This is a genomic window from Chryseobacterium sp. JV558, assembly GCF_033712365.1.
Taxonomy (GTDB): domain Bacteria; phylum Bacteroidota; class Bacteroidia; order Flavobacteriales; family Weeksellaceae; genus Chryseobacterium.
This window is the reverse complement of record NZ_WJHU01000003.1, coordinates 38706-56909: the sequence shown is the minus strand read 5'-3', so window position 1 is coordinate 56909 and position 18204 is coordinate 38706. Positions and strand designations below refer to the sequence as shown.

Below are 18204 nucleotides of genomic sequence, written 5' to 3'. Positions count from 1 at the left end.
AAATCTATGATCATCAAATTATGGCTTTTCCTATTCCTGCTATTTGTCTCTTTTTTTGGAAAAGCACAACAAATTGTAACAGGAAAAGTATCAGATTCTCTGCCCCGAGCAACATCTTCCACCACGGCTATTTCAGAAGTCATTCTTCAGTCAGTTCCGCGAAAAATGAAATTAAATGACGGAAACATGGTCATGTCTGTTGCCGGAAACAAAGACTTTAAAACCTCTACCCATCTTCTTGATGTTTTAAGAAAAACACCAGGCGTTACAGTAGATCAGGAAGACGGAATTTTTATTGGAGGAAGGATTGCTCCAGCCGTTTTTATTGACGGAAAACCTGTTGTCATGAGTAATCAGGAGCTGCAGGCCTATTTGCGGTCTTTATCTCCGGATATGGTAGAATCTGTAGAAGTGAATACCAATCCGTCTTCAAAATATGATGCCGAATTTAAAGGGATTATTGATATTAAACTAAAAAAGAATACCAGCCTCGGTTGGAAAGCAAGCTATAATGGCAATGTGTATATTAATAAATTCAACTACAGGGAAAACGCATTCAATACGTCTTACCATACGGGAAAAGTGACGTATAACCTTCAGGCAGGTTATAATGAAGGTATCTCGACCTATCGTTATCAGGCTTTGCAACGGTTGGCAAATACCAATATCATGCGTACTCATACCTATCAGGAAGATTTTTGGAAGGTGTATAATATTCAGACAGGAGCAGATTTCAGGCTGAATGATAAAAACAGACTGGGGATCAGTCTGAGAGGTAATTTCAGAACTAATGAACGTACACGAAGCGGATCACTTTTTACTACCAATAAAAGTGAAACCCAAACGGTACTGAATACCGCCAATGAAAGTCCCACAGACTATTTACAGGATAATTATGGAATTACCACCGATTATTCTTTTCAAAACAAAGGATTTAAAATCAGTTTTTTAGGAAACTTTCTTTCAGTTAAAAATAAACAGAATGATGATTTTATCAATAAAGATCAGACAACAGCAGATCTTCTGTCTTACTGGAAATCTGATTTGATTAATAAAATTAATATTTATACTGCTCAGATAGATGTTTCACAGAAAATTGATAATGCAGATTTTGAAGCAGGAATTAAATACAGCAGTTCAGACACCCATAACAATATCAGGTATGATACATTATCTGCCGGAAATCAGTTTGTTTTCGATCCTGCGAGAAGTAATGTGTTTTCATATAAAGAAAAAATTTGGGCAGGTTATCTGGCATACAGACAGAAGTTTGGAAACTTACAGATCAATGCAGGATTAAGATTTGAAAATACAAACAGTATTTCCAATGCAATTACCGTAGATTCCATTGTTTCAAGAAATTATCCGAAATGGCTGCCATCTTTAAGTGCAAATTATACTTTTAATAAATCCAGTGAACTTTCCCTTTCTTATAGCAGAAAAATAACGAGACCGGTTTTCTCTCAACTTAACCCTTTCCGGTTTTATTTCAGTCCGCTAAATTACTGGATAGGTAATCCTTACCTGCTTCCATCCTTTACAAGCCAGATTAAAGCAACCTACCGCTATAAAAACTGGATGACAAGCTTTACAGTTGGAAAAGAAGAAGACGTTATGACCCGTTATCCGCTTTACAATCCGGAAACGAACGTATTGGAATATCTGGGAACCAATCTTCCGTATCGGAACTTTGCTGTTCTGGAAACCAGCTTTCCAATCAGAATTACAAAATGGTGGAATGTTACCAGCCAGTTTACAGGATATTATAATTACGAATTCAGACCCTATCTGGATGAGGTTTTTGCATTGAAAATCTACAACTATGAAGTGAGGCTAAACCAGGTGTTTTCCCTTCCAAAAGGATTTACTGTAAATGTATTTGCCAATTATGAGTCAAAAACGGGGAACAGTCTTTATATTATTAAACCAAGATATACCGTAGATGTATCAGTTCAAAAGTCATGGTTTGATAATAAACTGAACACTAAAATAGGTTTTAATAATCTCCTGGATTCCTACGAGCAACGATTAGAATTTCGGCACAAACAGATTATGGATAACCGTTTTACCCATTGGTGGGATAGCAGCCGGTTGGTTTTTTCACTCGTTTATAGTATAGGAAGTTCAAAATATCAGGTAAAAGAAAACCAGAGAACAGAAGAAGAAAACAGAGCGAGATAAGAAAACCTGCTTGAAAAAGCAGGTTTTCGTTTTTTATTATGGGCATTGGCATCTGTCGCATGTCCAGATATAGCATTTTCCTGTGTCATCCCATTCACAACATCTTCTGGCTGTTGAAATTGGAGCTCCTCCTAATAGAGATTTTTGTTGTTCTCTTCCTAATTTTTGTGCGTTTTTCAGCACTGAATTGTTTTTGTTCATGACTTTGATTTTTGGTGTTAATAGTTAAGTTTTTTGATATATAATTTCGCGAAAATTATATCACTAATATAGGAAATTAAATAATATAATTATCTGTTTTTTTGTTCTTATGTAGATGGAAAATAGTAAGTTGTAGATGTTTTTGGAGCTATTCACTACAGTTAGCTAAACATACAAGGAAATTTTGTTGAAGGGTGGTGATTTTGGAAATCAAATTTAATACATAAAATAATCCAAAAGTTTTATAGGTAGAGACCTTTACTTATATTTGTAGTATTGCATAAATCTTTATGAGACTAAACATTAAAAACGAAACGGGCAGGCTGAAGTCAGTAGTTCTAGGCCAGCCTAATTCACTGGGAGCAGTTCCCACACTAGAGGAAAGTTATGACGCAAAGTCATATTACTCAATCGAACACAACATGTATCCTAAAGAAGAGGATATTATCAATGAAATGAACGCTTTTGAAGCAGTTTTAAAAAAGTATGACGTTGAAGTACTGCGTCCAAGTATCATCCAAGACTACAATCAGGTTTTTTCAAGAGATGTAGCCTTTGTAATTGATGACAAGATGATCATTTCCAATGTGATCGCGGACAGAGCGGACGAGCAGGGGGCATACAAAAGCGTTTTTGAGAAAGTAGCATGGAGAAAGATCATTAACCTTCCGGAAACAGCACATATTGAAGGAGGAGATGTTATTGTATGGAATGATTTTATTTTTATTGGAACCTGCTTCAGCGAAGATTACAGAAACTATAAGACGGCGAGAACCAATGAATATGCCATCGAAATTTTAAAAGAATATTTTCCAAAGAAAAGAATCATTGATCTTGAACTGAAGAAAAACGATAAAGTTCCTTTTGAAGGGATTCTGCATTTGGACTGTACATTCAACCCGGTGGGTGAAGACAAATGTATCATTTATAAAAACGGATTCGTAGATGAAAGTGACTACCGTTTGATCATTGACATTTTTGGAGAAGAAAACTGTTTCCATATCAATGACGAAGAAATGTTTGATATGTTCCCGAATATTTTCTCCATTTCTCCGGATGTAGTCGTTTCAGACAAAGCATTCACAAGAATGAATGAGCATTTGAGAAACGAGTGGGGAATGACCGTTGAAGAAATCCCATACAGAGAAATTTCTAAAATGGGTGGTTTGTTGAGATGCTCTACAATGCCGCTTGTGAGAGAATAATTGAGTAAGAGTGTTTGAGAGTTTTAGAGTTTGAAAGTGAGAACGTTGATGGGTTTGAATATTTTTTTAACTTTAAATAAATATTAGCATATGTCAACGATTAGATTTCATCAGGATCTGAAAGTTTATCAAAAATCATTTGAAACAGCACAACTAATTTTTGAACTCTCAAAATCTTTTCCGAAAGAAGAACTTTATTCTCTTACAGACCAGATAAGGAGATCATCGAGATCTGTAACAGCAAATATTAGCGAGGCCTGGGGGAAAAGGAAATATGAAAAATCCTTCATCGCTAAACTTACAGACTCAGAAGGAGAAGCAAGAGAAACCCAAACATGGCTTCAGTTTTCTATTGCTTGTAATTATATAAATGAAGAGCAATATGAACATTTGCACAAACAATATAACCAAATAATAGGAATGTTAGTTAATATGATGAGTCAGTCTGAAAAATGGTGTTCATTTTCTCCGATTACTAAAGAAGGAAATAATTTGTGAGCCGTTGCAAAACTCTCAAACTCTCATGCACTAACACCCTCAAACTTATAAAAAATGCAGACAACAGATACAGTATTAATGATAGAGCCGATTGCATTCGGTTACAACGCTGAAACAGCGAAAAACAATTACTTTCAGGTAGAACAGACGGGTTCTGACATTCAGTCAAAAGCTTTGGCTGAGTTCAATACCTTTGTCGGAAAGCTGAGAGGGAAAGGAATTAATGTGATCACAATAAAAGATACACTAGATCCTCATACCCCGGATTCTATTTTCCCGAATAACTGGGTGAGTTTTCATAAAGATGGGAAAGTGGTTTTATATCCGATGTTCGCTTCCAACAGAAGAGTAGAAAGAAGAGACGATATTATAGAAAGCATCAAAGATCAGGGCTTTGAAGTTGCTGAAATTGATGACTGGTCTTTTCCTGAAACTCAGGGGCATTTCCTGGAAGGAACGGGAAGTATGATTTTCGATCACGATAATAAAATTGCTTACGGTTCTGTTTCTTTGAGACTGGATGAAAAACTGTTCAGAGATTTCTGTGCAAAATTCGGATTCACTCCGGTTGTTTTCCATTCATTTCAGACAGTAGGAACAGAAAGACTTCCTATCTATCATACCAACGTAATGATGTGTGTGGCAGATCAATTTGTAGTAATCTGTCTTGATTGTATTGACGATGAGCTGGAAAGAGAAAAAGTAGTTGAAACTATTAAAGGTTCCGGAAAAGAAATCATCGAAATTTCAGAAGAGCAGATGCAGCAGTTTGCAGGAAACATGCTTCAGGTTCAGAACAAAGAGGGTGAAAAATTCCTGGTGATGAGCCAGACAGCTTACCAGTCTTTAACTAAAGAACAGGTGGCAGCTATTGAAAAATACTGCGAAATTATCTATTCAGACCTGAATACCATTGAAGTAAATGGAGGAGGAAGTGCAAGATGTATGCTTGCTGAGGTTTTTCTTCCAAAAAAATAATATATTTACGAAAAAATTAATTGAACCCATTATCAAGTAAAGGTTTACATATTCTTCTGACTTTGGAAACAGAGTCAGAAGATTTGTTATTAGACAGCAAAAGTTTTCTGGAGTTTACAGAAGAAATTCTGAAAACCAAAGAGGTAGAAATTGTAGGAGTGACCAATCATATTTTTGAGAATGACAGCTTTACTTCTGCAGTGATCCTTAAAGAGTCTCACCTTTGTATCCACACGTGGCCGGAATTTAAACAGCTTACTTTTGATGTTTTCCTTTGTAATTACACCCAGGACAATACCACAAAAGTAGAGAAGATTGCAGATGAAGTGGTTCAGTATTTTAAAGCTAATACCATTCAAAAACACAAAATTTACAGATAAAAATGCACTATGTCTGCCCAGCATGCGAATCAGAAAATAAAATAGATCTCACTTTTCCTGTTGAAGAATATGTTTGTAATACCTGTTCTCATCTCATTGATGTAGCCGGAAACAAACAGATCAAACATTTGAAAGTCCCCACGGAAAACGTTGTTTTAGAGGTCGGACAAAAAGGAAAAATCGGAGGTGAAGAATATACCGTTGCTGCTATTATTGTCAAAAGATACGGCACTAATATTTTCTGGCGCGAATACTATTTAAAAGACAGCAAAGGAGGTGATGCTTTCCTGAGTGAAAGTGATGGCCATTGGGTTTTCCTGGTGACCATCCACCCCGATGATTTTAAAGGTAAAAGTTCAACCGTAAGAACTTATCAAGGAAGAAATTACCGCTGGTATGAAAACTCTCCCTGCAGTATTTACGCTGCTGCCGGATTTTTTGATGAACACCTGGATTTCAATCTTGCTACTTACAAAGAATATGTCAACGGAACCCGTATGATCTCACAGGAGACGGTGGGTAAAAAAAATCAATACTTCTACGGAGTTCACATTTCAAAATATGAGGTCAAAACAGCTTTTAAAATAGCTCATATGCCCTATTATACAGGAGTAGGAATCGTACAGCCGTATTATTTTGATATCAGGCAGACGGTAAACATTTTTTGTATAGCAGCATTATTGATATGTCTGTTCCAACTGTATGTTTACACATCACGAACGAACGAAACTGTTTTTGCGCAGACCATCAATTTTACAGATGTACAGGATAAAGAAATGGTGAGCAGCAGTTTTACCCTTTCAGGAGGCTCAGCACCATTAAAGGTGAATGCATTTTCAGGAGTTGATAATTCCTGGGCGAATATCCAGCTGAGTCTTGTGAATGAAAAAACCAATGAAGTTATCTATACTTCCAAAGATATCGAGCAGTATCATGGTTACGAAGATGGGGAAAGCTGGTCAGAAGGAAGTCAGTCTGAAGATTTTAATCTTTGTGGAGTAAGTTCCGGGCAGTATCACTTTCTTATTTCTGCAGAGAAAGATGGCGCTTTACCTACCTTTTCCAACCTTCAGTCTCCGGATTCAAAGGTGATAATATCACGGGATAAATCAGGAGCTGTCGAAATTAATGATATGCTTAAGGGGCAGACCACAATCTTTACAGATGGAAAGGCACTGGAAAAAGATACATCAGAAGTTGCCAGACTTACTAAAGAATCTTTCGGAACTCAAAAGCTGGATTCTCTGATTAATGCTGAAGCACCTCAACTCACCACAGATCCTATTTCAAGCAATACCTATGTGCAGCTCAAAGCAACCTGGCTTCCCGTTTCATTCTGGAACTTCGGATTTATTATATTCATAATGGTCGCTCTGTTTTTAGCTATGTGGATAGGAAAGCATTTCTTTAATGTGAATAAATGGAAAAATAGTTCAAACACCCCATATCCCACATCATAATGACTACTATTTTAAACTATATAAGACAAAACTGGATACTCTGCTTGCTCGGAGGATTTTTCCTGACATGGTTTGTATATCTTACCTACGGAGGAAATCAGGTCTGCGACTGCGCCAAGACGGAAACATACCGTGACGGAACTACAAGAAGTCATTCCAGAGTAGGATTTTACAGATACTATCACAAATAAAAATATAAAACTATGGACAACATCAATCTATTACCAATATTCAATTCGGTTCTTTACTCATTTTTAGGAATCGCGATTCTTTTAGTATGCTATTTCATCATTGAAAAGCTTACTCCAGAAAAAACATGGCATGAGATCGCTCAGAACAAAAATATAGCGCTGGCTATTGTCTTCGGAGCATTTATCATCGGAATTTCAATGATTATAAGTGCCGCAATTCATGGATAAGAAGAGGATTCCTCTTGAGCTGCTTTTATTGTTTTCAGTATTCGTCATTGCTACATGTGGATTGATTTATGAATTGGTGGCCGGAGCCTTGGCGAGCTATCTTTTAGGAGACTCTGTAAAGCAGTTTTCTTTCATTATCGGGGTTTATTTATTTTCAATGGGAGTAGGTTCCTATTTTGCGAAATTCATCAAAGGAAATCTGATCGATAAATTTATTGAGATTGAGGTCCTGGTGGGAATCGTAGGCGGAATCAGCTCTGTTGTGCTCTTTACTTTGTTTAATACACTGGCACATTTTGAAAGTGTTCTCTACCTTTTTGTCTTTTTTACAGGATGCCTCGTTGGAGTGGAAATTCCACTTTTAATGAACATTCTGAAAGATAGAGTACAGTTTAAAGATTTAGTTTCAAATGTCTTTGCATTCGATTATATCGGGGCTTTGCTGGCATCTATTCTATTTCCACTGGTTTTGATTCCGAAACTGGGAATTGTAAAAACGCCTTTGTTTTTCGGTCTCATTAATATTTCGATCGCTATATTCTTATGCTATTACCTTAAAAGAGAATTGTCAAAACCATTTTCATTAAAAGTAAAATCTATTGCAGCATTTATTGTATTAGTAGGACTTTTTATTTTTTCTGATACTATTTTGTCTTATTCTGAGGAAAAACTATATGGTGAAAATGTAGTCTATACCAAAAGTTCTCCTTACCAAAGAATTGTTCTCACCAGAAATACCCACGAATTCCGCTTATATCTGAATAATAACTTACAGTTTTCATCTACTGACGAATACCGTTATCATGAAGCTTTAGTACATCCCGCAATGTCTATGGCAAAAAATATTGATAACGTTCTGATTCTGGGAGGAGGTGACGGTTTTGCTGCCAGAGAAGTATTAAAATACAAAGACGTTAAAAAAATAACGCTTGTAGATCTTGACGGGGAAATGACACAGTTTTTTAAGACTAATGAAACCATGCGCAGGCTGAACCAAAATTCTTTTTCCAATCCGAAAGTAGAAGTCGTCAATAAAGACGCCTATATTTGGGTAAAAGAGAACAAAAAAAAGTTTGATGTCATCATCATAGATTTTCCGGATCCATCCAATTACAGCTTAGGAAAACTCTATTCCCTGCAGTTTTATAAAGAATTGGAAAGACTTACTACCCTTGATACCAAAATTGTGGTGCAGACCACATCTCCCTATTTCGCGCCCAAATCTTTCTGGTGTATAGAAAAAACGATCAATCAGATTATTCCCTTCACAGCAGCATACCATACCTATGTGCCGTCTTTTGGAGAATGGGGATTTTCTATGGCTTCATATGAACCCATCAACAACAGGATTTACAGAAAACTTCCCGGTTTGAAATATTATGATTATAACTTTTCACAAATGTCTTATTTCAATAAAGATATGAAGGTGAAAGAAGTAGAAGTTAACCGTCTGGATAACCAGATACTAGTTCGTTATTTCGATGAAGAGTGGGGAAAAGTACAGTAGAAAGCATTTTCTTAAAACTATATTTTTAGGTAGTCTTATGCTTCCCTTTTTGCAGTATTGCGGAAAGAAAGTAAAATCGTTGCTTTTGAAGATCACCGGAACTAATCATGTTCTCGGGCATCGGCTGTGGGCAAAAGATTTTCCACAATTTTCAGAAGTTATCCACACCCGATATCTTATTGTGGGTGGTGGTATTTCCGGACTTTCAGCGTGCAGGTTCTTCAGTCAGCATCATGAACAGGACTATTTTCTCGTTGAAATGGAAAACCATCTTGGAGGAAACTCTTCCAACGGACAGAATGTATTTTCAAAATTCCCTTTAGGAGCCCATTATTTACCGTTGCCGAACAAAGAGAATATAGAAATCATAGATTTTCTGAAAGAATGTGGAATCTGTTTAGGAACGGAAGGTAATGGAGAACCCATTCTTGATGAGTATCAAATGACTTTTCCACAACAGGAAAGACTGTTCTATAAAAACTCATGGCAGAACGATATTGTTCCGCAGAGAGGAATTTTAGCAGAAACCCAGCAAGAACTTAACCGTTTTTTTAAGTTGATGGATGAATTTCGTGTAAAGAAAGATGCAGAGGGAAAATATTGGTTTGCTATTCCTGTGCATGATTCCAGCAAAGGTGATGAGGTTTTGAAACTCGAAAAAATCATTTTTAAAGACTGGCTCAAAGAAAATAAGTATCACTCCGAAGAACTCCTTTGGTTGCTGGATTATTCCTGCAGAGACGATTTCGGATTAGGAATAGATTACGTTTCTGCATGGGCAGGAATTCATTATTTTGCAGGAAGAAAGAACAATTGGAGTACAAAATATAAAGATCAGGTCTTCACATGGCCGGAAGGTAATGCCAGACTCGCAAAACATTTCTCAAAATATACAGAAGGAAAACATATGTCCGGGAATCTGGTTTTTGATGTGAAAATAAATGATAAAGTTGAGGTATTGAGTTTTGATAATACCGAGAAAAAAACAAAAAAAATCATTGCTGATAAAGTACTGTTTGCATCACCGCAGTTTGTAAACGAAAGGATTTTTAATCAAAAAAGAGCATCATCATTTAATTATGTTCCCTGGCTTTTAACAACCATTACCCTGAAGAATGAATTCGGAGGAGATGAAGAGCTGGCCTGGGATAATGTGATTTATGGATCTTCAGGATTAGGTTATATCTTTGATCAGCATCAGAATCTGAACCAGATTATGGGTGAAAAAGTGATTACCCATTATAAGAGTTTTTCAACCGGAGACTGTAGAAAAGCAAGGAAAAAGCTGTATGCGATGAAAGATGCAAAACTGAAAACTTTAGTTTTGGATGATCTGAAGGAAGCACACCCTTTGATAGAGGATTTTATTCTTGAAATGCAGTTTCATAAAATCGGGCATGCCATGATTGCTCCGGTTCCTGATCAGATTTTTGGAGAAAAAACCAAAATAGCGAAAGAACCTATTGAAGATAAAATTTTCTTTGCCCATTCTGATCTTTCAGGAATCTCTATTTTTGAAGAAGCTTTTTATCAGGGAATCCGGACTGCAGAAAAAATGATATAAGATGGCTATATGAAACAACCTTGGATACATAATGCAAAAACAGACTGGTGGTTTATTTTATCACCACCTTTTCTGGTATTGCTCATTATTTTTCTCTTTCAGAAACAGATTCAGGGACTGGAAAATCATTATTCCTTTTATACATGGCTTTTCCTGATTGTTTTTGTAGATGTAGCTCACGTGTATTCTACCTTGTTCAAAACCTATTTTGTAAAAGGAGAAGTACAGAAAAATAAATTGCTGTACCTTGGTATTCCTGTTGTAAGCTGGATTTTGGGGATTATTCTGTTTCAATTTGGAAGTCTGACATTCTGGTCGGTATTGGCATTGGTTGCAGTTTTTCATTTTATACGACAACAATACGGGTTTATGAGAATCTATGCTCGTTTTGAACCGAATAACTGGAGCAAGAAAATAGATGAGGTAGCTGTTTATTCCGCAACGATCTATCCCATGCTATACTGGTTCAGTACACCACGAGCCTTTACCTGGTTTGTCAATAATGAGTTTGACTGGCTTAAAAATCTTCCGGATTACGTCCCTTTGATTACCGTAATCTATTTTGCAATTCTGATTATTTGGATCATTAAAACTATAATTGAAGCTTTTAAAACAAAAAATATTAATATCCCCAAAACAACACTGATCACAGGAACTTTCCTTTCCTGGTATTTTGGAATCGTGTACTTCAACAATGATCTTCTTTTTACTTTTCTGAATGTGGTTTCCCATGGGATTCCTTATATCGCATTGATCTATATCCGGGAAATACATCAAAAGGAAAACAATCAGCTTAACAGAATGCAGATTTTTAAATCTTTTTCCGGAATCTTTTTATTTGTAGGCATTCTTTTAGGATTTGCCTTTGTAGAAGAATTTTTGTGGGAAACGCTAGTTTGGAACGAGCATTTTTCCCTGAATGTGATGCTCTCAGAAAAATGGTTTCAATTTCTTGTTCCATTATTAGTTGTTCCTCAGCTTACTCATTATCTGCTGGATGGCTTTATTTGGAGAAAACCAAAAAAAGTTAGCTAACTTTGCGGTAATCTTTAAAATCTAAAAATGAGACAATACTTTCTGTTATTAGCAGTTTTTCTCGGAATCATTGCAGGAGCACAGCAGAAGACTTTCTGTAATCCCATCAATATTGATTATGGTTATACGCCTTTTGAAGTTTTTTCAAAACAGGGAAAACACCGTGCTACGGCAGATCCGGTGATTGTTAATTTTAAGAATAAACTGTTTCTTTTTTCTACCAATCAGGAAGGATACTGGTACAGTGATGATATGCTGGACTGGAAATTTGTAAAAAGGAAATTTCTAAGAGACAATAAATATACCCATGACCTTAATGCTCCGGCAGTTTGGGCTATGAAAGATACTTTGTATGTTTATGGTTCTACCTGGGAGCAGGATTTCCCGATCTGGAAAAGTACAAATCCTACCAAAGATGACTGGAAAATTGCAGTAGATACTTTGAAAGTAGGAGCGTGGGATCCGGCATTCCATTATGATGAAGATAAAAACAAACTGTATCTGTACTGGGGCTCAAGTAACGAATGGCCATTGCTGGGAACAGAAGTGAAAGTGAAAAATCTTCAGTCCGAAGGTTTCGTAAAGCCAATTATTAAATTGAAACCAGAAGACCACGGCTGGGAACGTTTCGGGGAATACAATGATAATGTTTTTCTTCAGCCTTTTGTAGAAGGGGCGTGGATGACGAAGCATAACGGAAAATATTATATGCAGTATGGTGCTCCGGCAACAGAATTCAGTGGATATTCTGATGGAGTCTACGTCAGCAAAAATCCTTTGGAAGGCTTCGAATACCAACAGCATAATCCGTTTTCCTATAAACCGGGAGGTTTTGCCAGAGGAGCAGGCCACGGAGCTACTTTTGAAGACAATTACAAAAACTGGTGGCACATTTCAACCATCTTTATTTCTACTAAAAATAATTTTGAAAGAAGGCTGGGAATCTGGCCTGCAGGTTTTGATAAAGATGATGTGATGTACTGTAATACGGCTTATGGGGATTATCCTACCTACCTTCCGCAATATGCGCAGGGAAAAGATTTTACAAAAGGTCTTTTTGCCGGATGGATGCTGCTGAATTATAACAAACCAGTTCAGGTTTCATCTACTTTAGGTGGATATCAACCGAATTATGCTGTAGATGAAGATATCAAAACGTATTGGAGTGCTAAAACAGGAAATTCCGGTGAATGGTTCCAGACAGATCTTGGGGAGGTTTCTACCATTAATGCTATTCAGATCAATTACGCTGATCAGGATGCTGAGTTTATGGGGAAAACCTTTGGGAAAATGCATCAATACAAAATCTATGGATCCAATGACGGGAAAAAATGGAATGTAATTGTGGATAAAAGCAAAAATACGAAAGACGTTCCTCATGATTATGTAGAACTGGAGCAGCCTGCAAAAGCCCGTTTCCTGAAAATGGAAAACCTGAAAATGCCTACAGGAAAATTTGCACTGAGCGGTTTCAGGGTATTTGGAAAAGGAGCTGGAAAACAGCCTGCCAAAGTGGAAGGTTTTGTACCTTTAAGAGCTGATCCTAAGAAGTACGGTGAAAGAAGAAGTATCTGGATGAAATGGCAGCAGAATCCTGAAGCAGACGGATATGTAATCTATTTTGGAAAGTCTCCGGATAAATTGTACGGAAGCATTATGGTATACGGAAAGAATGAATATTTCTTTACAGGAGCAGACAGAACAGATGCTTACTATTTCCAGATTGAGGCTTTCAATGCCAATGGCGTTTCTGAAAGGACAGCTGTTGCAAAATCTGAATAGATATAATTTAAATATAAAAGAATAACACGTTTTGAAATATCAGAACGTGTTATTTTTTGCGAAATTTATAATAAAAAATCCGCTGAAAAGAATCAGCGGATACTGTAAGAATAATTAATTGAATATGAAGAATGATAATCTTTTATCTTGTTCTGCTTTTGATAGCATCTGATGCACTTTCGATGTCTCTTACTTTTTTCACTTTCTGGTTTCCGAAATTATAGGTAAGGCTTATCATTACGTTTCTGTTGTAACGATTTTGGTGGATGTAATTGTAATTGCCGTTCTCCTGGAAGTCCTCAATTTTAACGATGTTGGTATTAAGGATGTCATTCACATTTGCTGCAAAAGTCCAGTCGTTCCACACTTTCTTGATGCTGAGGTCTAAGCTCATTAAGTTTTTCAATGAACCGAGCTCAATCTGCTGCTTATCTACAAAGAAGTAATTAAGTCCGAAGAACCATGTTTTCTTTTTATCAAGACGGATGGTGTTGTTAGTCTGGATCAGAAGACTGGTAGAGCTGATATTGTTGGTATAGGTAATAAAATTTCCGTTTGGTCCTTTGTCATCTTTAAAACGGTCTCCTGTAGTAGGATCGGTATCAAGACTTCCATTATTGATGTTATGTTGAACTCCGATATTGAAATTGGTTGTCCAGTATTGCTTGAAGAAAGACTTTTGAATACCTACCATGGCAGACATTTCCTGCTTATTTCCGAAATTGGTTCTTATATATCTAAGAACAGGATTTTCTCCTATTTTACCTTCAGGTGATACCGGATATCCCTGCAGTGGAACCTGTGTGATAGCATCCTGAATATAAGAATGATTTAAAATCAGGAAGTATGAGTTTTTGTACATATAAGTCAGCTCCTGATTGTAAGTGGATGAAGCCTTGACAAATGGATTATTTTGAGTATAATTATCATCTGTAAGAATGTTTCTTACCGGATTGATTTCCCAGAAGCTCGGTCTTCTCATCCTGCTTGAAAAGGAATAAGAAATATTGTTTTTATCATTGATTGCGTAGTTGAAACTCAGATAAGGAAGGATATTGCTGTAATTTCTTTCAATTCTTTTAAGCTCGTCTGTAGGAGCATTGTCAGAAGTTCCAAGACTGTTGGTGATCTCATATCTTGCGCCTACTTTTCCGGAAATTTTATCCGAGATCTTCTTCTCCACCGTCACATACATACCATAGATGTTTTCATCATAGATAAAATGGTTGGGTCTTGAATCCGGAGCTTCTATGGGATTAAAAGAATATGTTATGTTTTTAGAATCGTTGTCTGTTTTGGTTTTGTTATAATTTCCTCCTACAGAAACAGTCAGATCATTTTTAAACTTTTGATTATAATCTACCATTCCGGAGAAGTTATTAATGATCTGGGGAAGGTCCTGAATGACTTGTCTTGTTCTTGATCCTACAACTCTGTCAATATCTGAAGCGAAGGTTTTGTTATCTGTATACTGAAATCTTCTGTAGTTAAGATAAGCTGCATTTACATTCAGTTTGCTGCCTAATGAGTCCGTTTTTAATTCATAATTTAAATTCACAGAATTATTATAAGATCTTGCATCTTCTTTGTTTTTGGACCAGGTATATTCCGGTTTTTCTGCGCTTTCTTTTTTTATGGTATTAAATAAGTCTACGGTTGAATTATAACTTTTATTGGCCCAGGTATTCCATGATAGAGCCAGATTGCTTTTGTCATTCAGCTGATAATCAATATTCAGATAACCTCCGATGTTTTTATTCGGATCATTAATATCTCCTGTGGATTCGTTAGATGTTTTGGCAGTTCCGTTTCTTAATGTGTACGTTTGTGCCTCTATATTTTCACCACCGCTAAGATTGGCGCTCACTCCCAGTTTACCTTTTCGGTAGTTGGCAGAGAAGCTCGCCTGGCTTCCGTTGTATTTACTTGTGGTGTTGGACATTCTCATATTTCCGTTGAGACCGTCACTCATTTTTTTCTTTAAAACGATATTGATGATCCCATCTGATGATTCAACCTGGAATTCACTTCCCGGAACCGTAATCACTTCAATTTTCTGGATATTTTCTGCCGGAGTATTTTTCAGGAACTGTGCCAGGGACTCAGAATCCATATTGCTTTTTCTTCCGTTGATATAGATCAGGGCATTATTTTTCCCGGCAATCTTCAATGTTTTATCATCTGTAGAAGATAATAGAGGAGTTTGCTTCAGAAGATCAAAAGTCGTATTTCCTTTAGCTACAGGAGATGCTGCTACATCATATACAAAACGGTCACTTTGTTTTTTGAAAACCTGTTTTGTAATAGTAACTCCTTCTATATTTTTTGTTTTTGCTGTATCAGATTTCTTCTCCTGGGCAAATGCACAAGTACCGAATACGATGGCCATTGACAAAATTATACGTTTCATGTTGTTTTTATTTGAGAGTGGTTGGGTGATATAAGTTTTTATAGATTAGGTTCTTGATTTTACAGCATCATTGGCTGATTTCATTTCCCTTGCCTTTTTCAGTTTCTGATTCCCGAAGTTGTAAGTAACTCCGATGCTCATTAGTCTTGGATAGTTGAAGTTGGTAATATTATTATATTTTCCGTTGGGCTGTACTCCTCTCACGCTGTAGAAGCTTTGGTTAAATAAATCGCTTACTTCCGCTACAATGGTCCAGTCACCTGCAATTTTTTTAAGACTGAGATCAAAGCTTTGTCTTGCTCCTATCATACCTCCTTCCATAGCGGTCTGGCTTGCAAAGAAGTAATTAACTCCTAAGAACCAGTCCTTTTTAGATGAAAGTCTGATAGTGTTATTGATGGTTGCAGACATATTGTAGTTTTTTACATCAATGATATAAGGATCAAGTGACTCGGATTCGTACTGACCTAGCTGAGAAGTTGGATCTTCCCATACTCCGCCTTTGTAGGTAACATAACCCAAGTTGACAGAATAGTTGGTTGTCCATATGTCTTTGAACCATGATTTGTTCATTCCCAGCGTAAGAGCGAGCTCTCTGTTTTTACCGTAATTGGTTCTTATATATCTTAGGAATCTAGTTGTTCGCATGATCATATTTCCGCCTGGACCATAGACTATATTTCCATTTTTATCCCTTTCTGGAGTTGTTAAAGTTCCCTGTAACGGAAGCATGTCAGAAGCAGATGCATCTTCCACCATATTAAAGCTAAGATTGGCGTAGAATGCATTTTTGTACATATAGTTCAGCTCCTGATTATAAAATTTTGAAGCAAGAACAAACGGATTGTTCTGTGTATAATTCGTAGGAGTGAAGTACGTTCTGGACGGGTTGAGTTCCCAGAATCTTGGTCTTCGGATTCTGCTGGAGAAAGTATAGCTCAGATTGTGATCAGAATTGATGGCATAATTTAAATTCAGATAAGGTAAAAGATTGTTGTAATTTCTTTCAAACCCTGTTTTTTCCAGAATTTCTCCGGTACTTCTGGTCATTTCATATCGGGCTCCTATTTTTCCTGATATTTTCTCAGTCAGTTTACGCTCATAGTTCAGATAAATTCCAAGTATATTTTCTTTATAAATAAAGTGATTGGTTTGTTTAGGATCTATCACAAAATCACCACCTATTAGTTTGTCTTGTTTGGTATCATTATCCGTGTTCGTATGATTGTAGCTGATTCCCATTAACCATGTTGCTCCCTTAGCTGTTTTTTTCAGATAGTCGATATTTGCCGCATAGTTGTTAATAATTTGAGGTACTGATTGATGAAGTGCTGAATATTTGTTGATGGTATCATTAGTTAAAGGAAAACTTTCATTAAAACTTACTTTATCTCTGTTGAACCATAGATAAGAAGCGTTTGCTGTAAGTTTGCTTCCCAGAGAATCGGTTTTCATCTCATAATTTAAATTGAATGAATGATTTCTGGTTTGTGCATCTTCATTATTGACTGTTCTGTTATTTAAAACCCCATTTTGCCAGTTGGTAATATCCAGAACAGAATTGAAACTTTTATTATATCTCATGTTGTAGGAGAAACCAAGACTGTGCTTTTTATTGATCTCATAATCAACATTGAAGCCTCCACCAAAATTTTTGTTAGGATCATCATTAAACCCGAATGATTCATTTTTGAAAGTAGAATCTCCGTTAGAGAGTGTATATCTTTGTCTGTCTGTCCAGCTTCCCGTTCTGAAGTTTGAATTACCAGACCACTTACCTTGTCTGAAGTTAAAAGAAGCTCCTGCATTAGGGTTGTTGTAATATCCTTGCTCATTCTGCATTTTCAACGTTCCGTTGTAACCGTTGTTCTTGCTTTTTTTCATTACAATATTAATTACGCCTTCTTTAGATTCAACCTGGAATTCACTTCCCGGAACTGTAATGACTTCAATTTTCTGGATATCCTCTGATGGTGTGGATTTCAGCATTTCAATCAATGCCTCAGAATCCATATTCGTTTTCTTATTGTTGATGTAGATCACCGCATCATTTTTTCCCAAAATCTTCAGTGTCTTTCCATCTATACTGGAAATCATCGGAGTTTGTTTCAAGAGATTAAAGGTGTTGGTTCCTTTAGCGATTGATGAAGAAGCTACATCGTACACCAATCTGTCCCCTTGTTTTTTGAAAACCTGCTTCTTGATATTCACTGCATCAATAGCATTTACTTTCAAACTGTCTTTTTTCTGCTGGGCAGTTACAAGGCCACCGAAAAATAGTGCTGCAATAAGAATTTGAGTTTTCATGATATTATTTTTTAATTAATAGCTTGTATGGTTTGTTATTTTACATTGCAAAGATATGTAATAAATTTAGTATCATGCAATGCAAAGTACTTAAAATGTTTTTGATTATTATTTAAACAATTGATTTTCAGTGACTAAAATTTCACATCAATTTTTCAATTTAAATAACTTGCTACTTAATTAGACAATTTAAAGTTGATTTTTGTTACATGATAGAATGAAATTGATGAAAATTTTTAAAAATATTTGATAAGAAATAGGAAAAAAGGGTAATGAA

The 18204-nt window shown here is 36.3% G+C and carries 15 protein-coding genes; 12 read left to right on the top strand and 3 right to left on the bottom strand.

Features of this window, described 5'->3' with window-relative positions; genetic code table 11:
* Window positions 1–6: 6 nt before the first annotated feature.
* Window positions 7–2181, top strand: coding sequence for a TonB-dependent receptor domain-containing protein (locus tag GFU89_RS11165; RefSeq protein WP_318847216.1), 2175 nt, complete (start codon window positions 7–9; stop codon window positions 2179–2181).
* 36 nt (window positions 2182–2217) lie between these two features.
* Here GFU89_RS11165 and GFU89_RS11160 read toward each other — a convergent pair whose 3' ends face one another.
* On the bottom strand, window positions 2218–2382 hold the full coding sequence (locus GFU89_RS11160) for a hypothetical protein (RefSeq protein WP_318847215.1): 165 nt from the start codon (window positions 2380–2382) through the stop codon (window positions 2218–2220).
* Window positions 2383–2672: 290 nt separating this feature from the next.
* Here GFU89_RS11160 and GFU89_RS11155 point away from each other — a divergent pair, with 290 nt between their 5' ends.
* The 11 genes from GFU89_RS11155 to GFU89_RS11105 all read left to right on the top strand — a co-directional run bounded on the left by GFU89_RS11155 (window position 2673) and on the right by GFU89_RS11105 (window position 13210).
* Window positions 2673–3587, top strand: a complete 915-nt coding sequence (locus tag GFU89_RS11155) for a dimethylarginine dimethylaminohydrolase family protein (protein ID WP_318847214.1) — start codon at window positions 2673–2675, stop codon at window positions 3585–3587.
* Between the two features lie 90 nt (window positions 3588–3677).
* Entirely contained in the window at window positions 3678–4085 is a 408-nt protein-coding gene (locus tag GFU89_RS11150; RefSeq protein WP_318847213.1) for a four helix bundle protein, read from the top strand.
* A 54-nt stretch (window positions 4086–4139) separates the two neighbouring features.
* Window positions 4140–5063, top strand: coding sequence for a citrulline utilization hydrolase CtlX (ctlX, locus tag GFU89_RS11145; RefSeq protein WP_318847212.1), 924 nt, complete (start codon window positions 4140–4142; stop codon window positions 5061–5063).
* Window positions 5064–5083: 20 nt separating this feature from the next.
* On the top strand, window positions 5084–5443 hold the full coding sequence (locus GFU89_RS11140) for an S-adenosylmethionine decarboxylase (protein ID WP_318847211.1): 360 nt from the start codon (window positions 5084–5086) through the stop codon (window positions 5441–5443).
* A gap of 2 nt (window positions 5444–5445) precedes the next feature.
* On the top strand, window positions 5446–6903 hold the full coding sequence (locus GFU89_RS11135; protein WP_318847210.1) for a DUF4178 domain-containing protein: 1458 nt from the start codon (window positions 5446–5448) through the stop codon (window positions 6901–6903).
* Window positions 6903–7094, top strand: a complete 192-nt coding sequence (locus GFU89_RS11130) for a hypothetical protein (RefSeq protein WP_318847209.1) — start codon at window positions 6903–6905, stop codon at window positions 7092–7094. The genes GFU89_RS11135 and GFU89_RS11130 overlap by 1 nt, the downstream gene beginning before the upstream one ends.
* Before the next feature lie 12 nt (window positions 7095–7106).
* Window positions 7107–7322: a DUF350 domain-containing protein gene (locus GFU89_RS11125; protein WP_077413617.1), complete on the top strand. Its 216-nt coding sequence runs from the start codon at window positions 7107–7109 to the stop codon at window positions 7320–7322.
* A complete protein-coding gene (locus GFU89_RS11120) occupies window positions 7315–8829 on the top strand; it encodes a polyamine aminopropyltransferase (protein ID WP_318847208.1) in 1515 nt (504 codons plus the stop codon). Before GFU89_RS11125 ends, GFU89_RS11120 begins: the two co-directional genes overlap by 8 nt.
* A gap of 37 nt (window positions 8830–8866) precedes the next feature.
* Window positions 8867–10393 carry an FAD/NAD(P)-binding protein gene (locus GFU89_RS11115; protein WP_318847207.1) on the top strand — a complete coding sequence of 509 codons (1527 nt, stop codon included), beginning with the start codon at window positions 8867–8869 and terminating at the stop codon, window positions 10391–10393.
* A gap of 9 nt (window positions 10394–10402) precedes the next feature.
* Window positions 10403–11428, top strand: a complete 1026-nt coding sequence (locus GFU89_RS11110; protein ID WP_318847206.1) for a hypothetical protein — start codon at window positions 10403–10405, stop codon at window positions 11426–11428.
* 27 nt (window positions 11429–11455) lie between these two features.
* Window positions 11456–13210 carry a discoidin domain-containing protein gene (locus GFU89_RS11105; RefSeq protein WP_318847205.1) on the top strand — a complete coding sequence of 585 codons (1755 nt, stop codon included), beginning with the start codon at window positions 11456–11458 and terminating at the stop codon, window positions 13208–13210.
* 142 nt (window positions 13211–13352) lie between these two features.
* Here the strand turns inward: GFU89_RS11105 and GFU89_RS11100 are convergent, their stop codons facing one another.
* Both GFU89_RS11100 and GFU89_RS11095 read right to left on the bottom strand, forming a co-directional pair.
* Window positions 13353–15620: a TonB-dependent receptor domain-containing protein gene (locus GFU89_RS11100; protein ID WP_318847204.1), complete on the bottom strand. Its 2268-nt coding sequence runs from the start codon at window positions 15618–15620 to the stop codon at window positions 13353–13355.
* A 45-nt stretch (window positions 15621–15665) separates the two neighbouring features.
* Window positions 15666–17927, bottom strand: coding sequence for an outer membrane beta-barrel family protein (locus tag GFU89_RS11095; RefSeq protein ID WP_318847203.1), 2262 nt, complete (start codon window positions 17925–17927; stop codon window positions 15666–15668).
* Window positions 17928–18204 lie beyond the last annotated feature (277 nt).

What these genes read in the sequence shown, in the direction of transcription:
- GFU89_RS11165 (WP_318847216.1), top strand. Translation starts at nt 7, where the DNA reads ATGATCATCAAATTATGGCTTTTCCTATTCCTGCTATTTGTCTCTTTT.
- GFU89_RS11160 (WP_318847215.1), bottom strand. Translation starts at nt 2,382, where the DNA reads ATGAACAAAAACAATTCAGTGCTGAAAAACGCACAAAAATTAGGAAGA.
- GFU89_RS11155 (WP_318847214.1), top strand. Translation starts at nt 2,673, where the DNA reads ATGAGACTAAACATTAAAAACGAAACGGGCAGGCTGAAGTCAGTAGTT.
- GFU89_RS11150 (WP_318847213.1), top strand. Translation starts at nt 3,678, where the DNA reads ATGTCAACGATTAGATTTCATCAGGATCTGAAAGTTTATCAAAAATCA.
- ctlX (WP_318847212.1), top strand. Translation starts at nt 4,140, where the DNA reads ATGCAGACAACAGATACAGTATTAATGATAGAGCCGATTGCATTCGGT.
- GFU89_RS11135 (WP_318847210.1), top strand. Translation starts at nt 5,446, where the DNA reads ATGCACTATGTCTGCCCAGCATGCGAATCAGAAAATAAAATAGATCTC.
- GFU89_RS11130 (WP_318847209.1), top strand. Translation starts at nt 6,903, where the DNA reads ATGACTACTATTTTAAACTATATAAGACAAAACTGGATACTCTGCTTG.
- GFU89_RS11125 (WP_077413617.1), top strand. Translation starts at nt 7,107, where the DNA reads ATGGACAACATCAATCTATTACCAATATTCAATTCGGTTCTTTACTCA.
- GFU89_RS11120 (WP_318847208.1), top strand. Translation starts at nt 7,315, where the DNA reads ATGGATAAGAAGAGGATTCCTCTTGAGCTGCTTTTATTGTTTTCAGTA.
- GFU89_RS11115 (WP_318847207.1), top strand. Translation starts at nt 8,867, where the DNA reads ATGCTTCCCTTTTTGCAGTATTGCGGAAAGAAAGTAAAATCGTTGCTT.
- GFU89_RS11110 (WP_318847206.1), top strand. Translation starts at nt 10,403, where the DNA reads ATGAAACAACCTTGGATACATAATGCAAAAACAGACTGGTGGTTTATT.
- GFU89_RS11105 (WP_318847205.1), top strand. Translation starts at nt 11,456, where the DNA reads ATGAGACAATACTTTCTGTTATTAGCAGTTTTTCTCGGAATCATTGCA.
- GFU89_RS11100 (WP_318847204.1), bottom strand. Translation starts at nt 15,620, where the DNA reads ATGAAACGTATAATTTTGTCAATGGCCATCGTATTCGGTACTTGTGCA.
- GFU89_RS11095 (WP_318847203.1), bottom strand. Translation starts at nt 17,927, where the DNA reads ATGAAAACTCAAATTCTTATTGCAGCACTATTTTTCGGTGGCCTTGTA.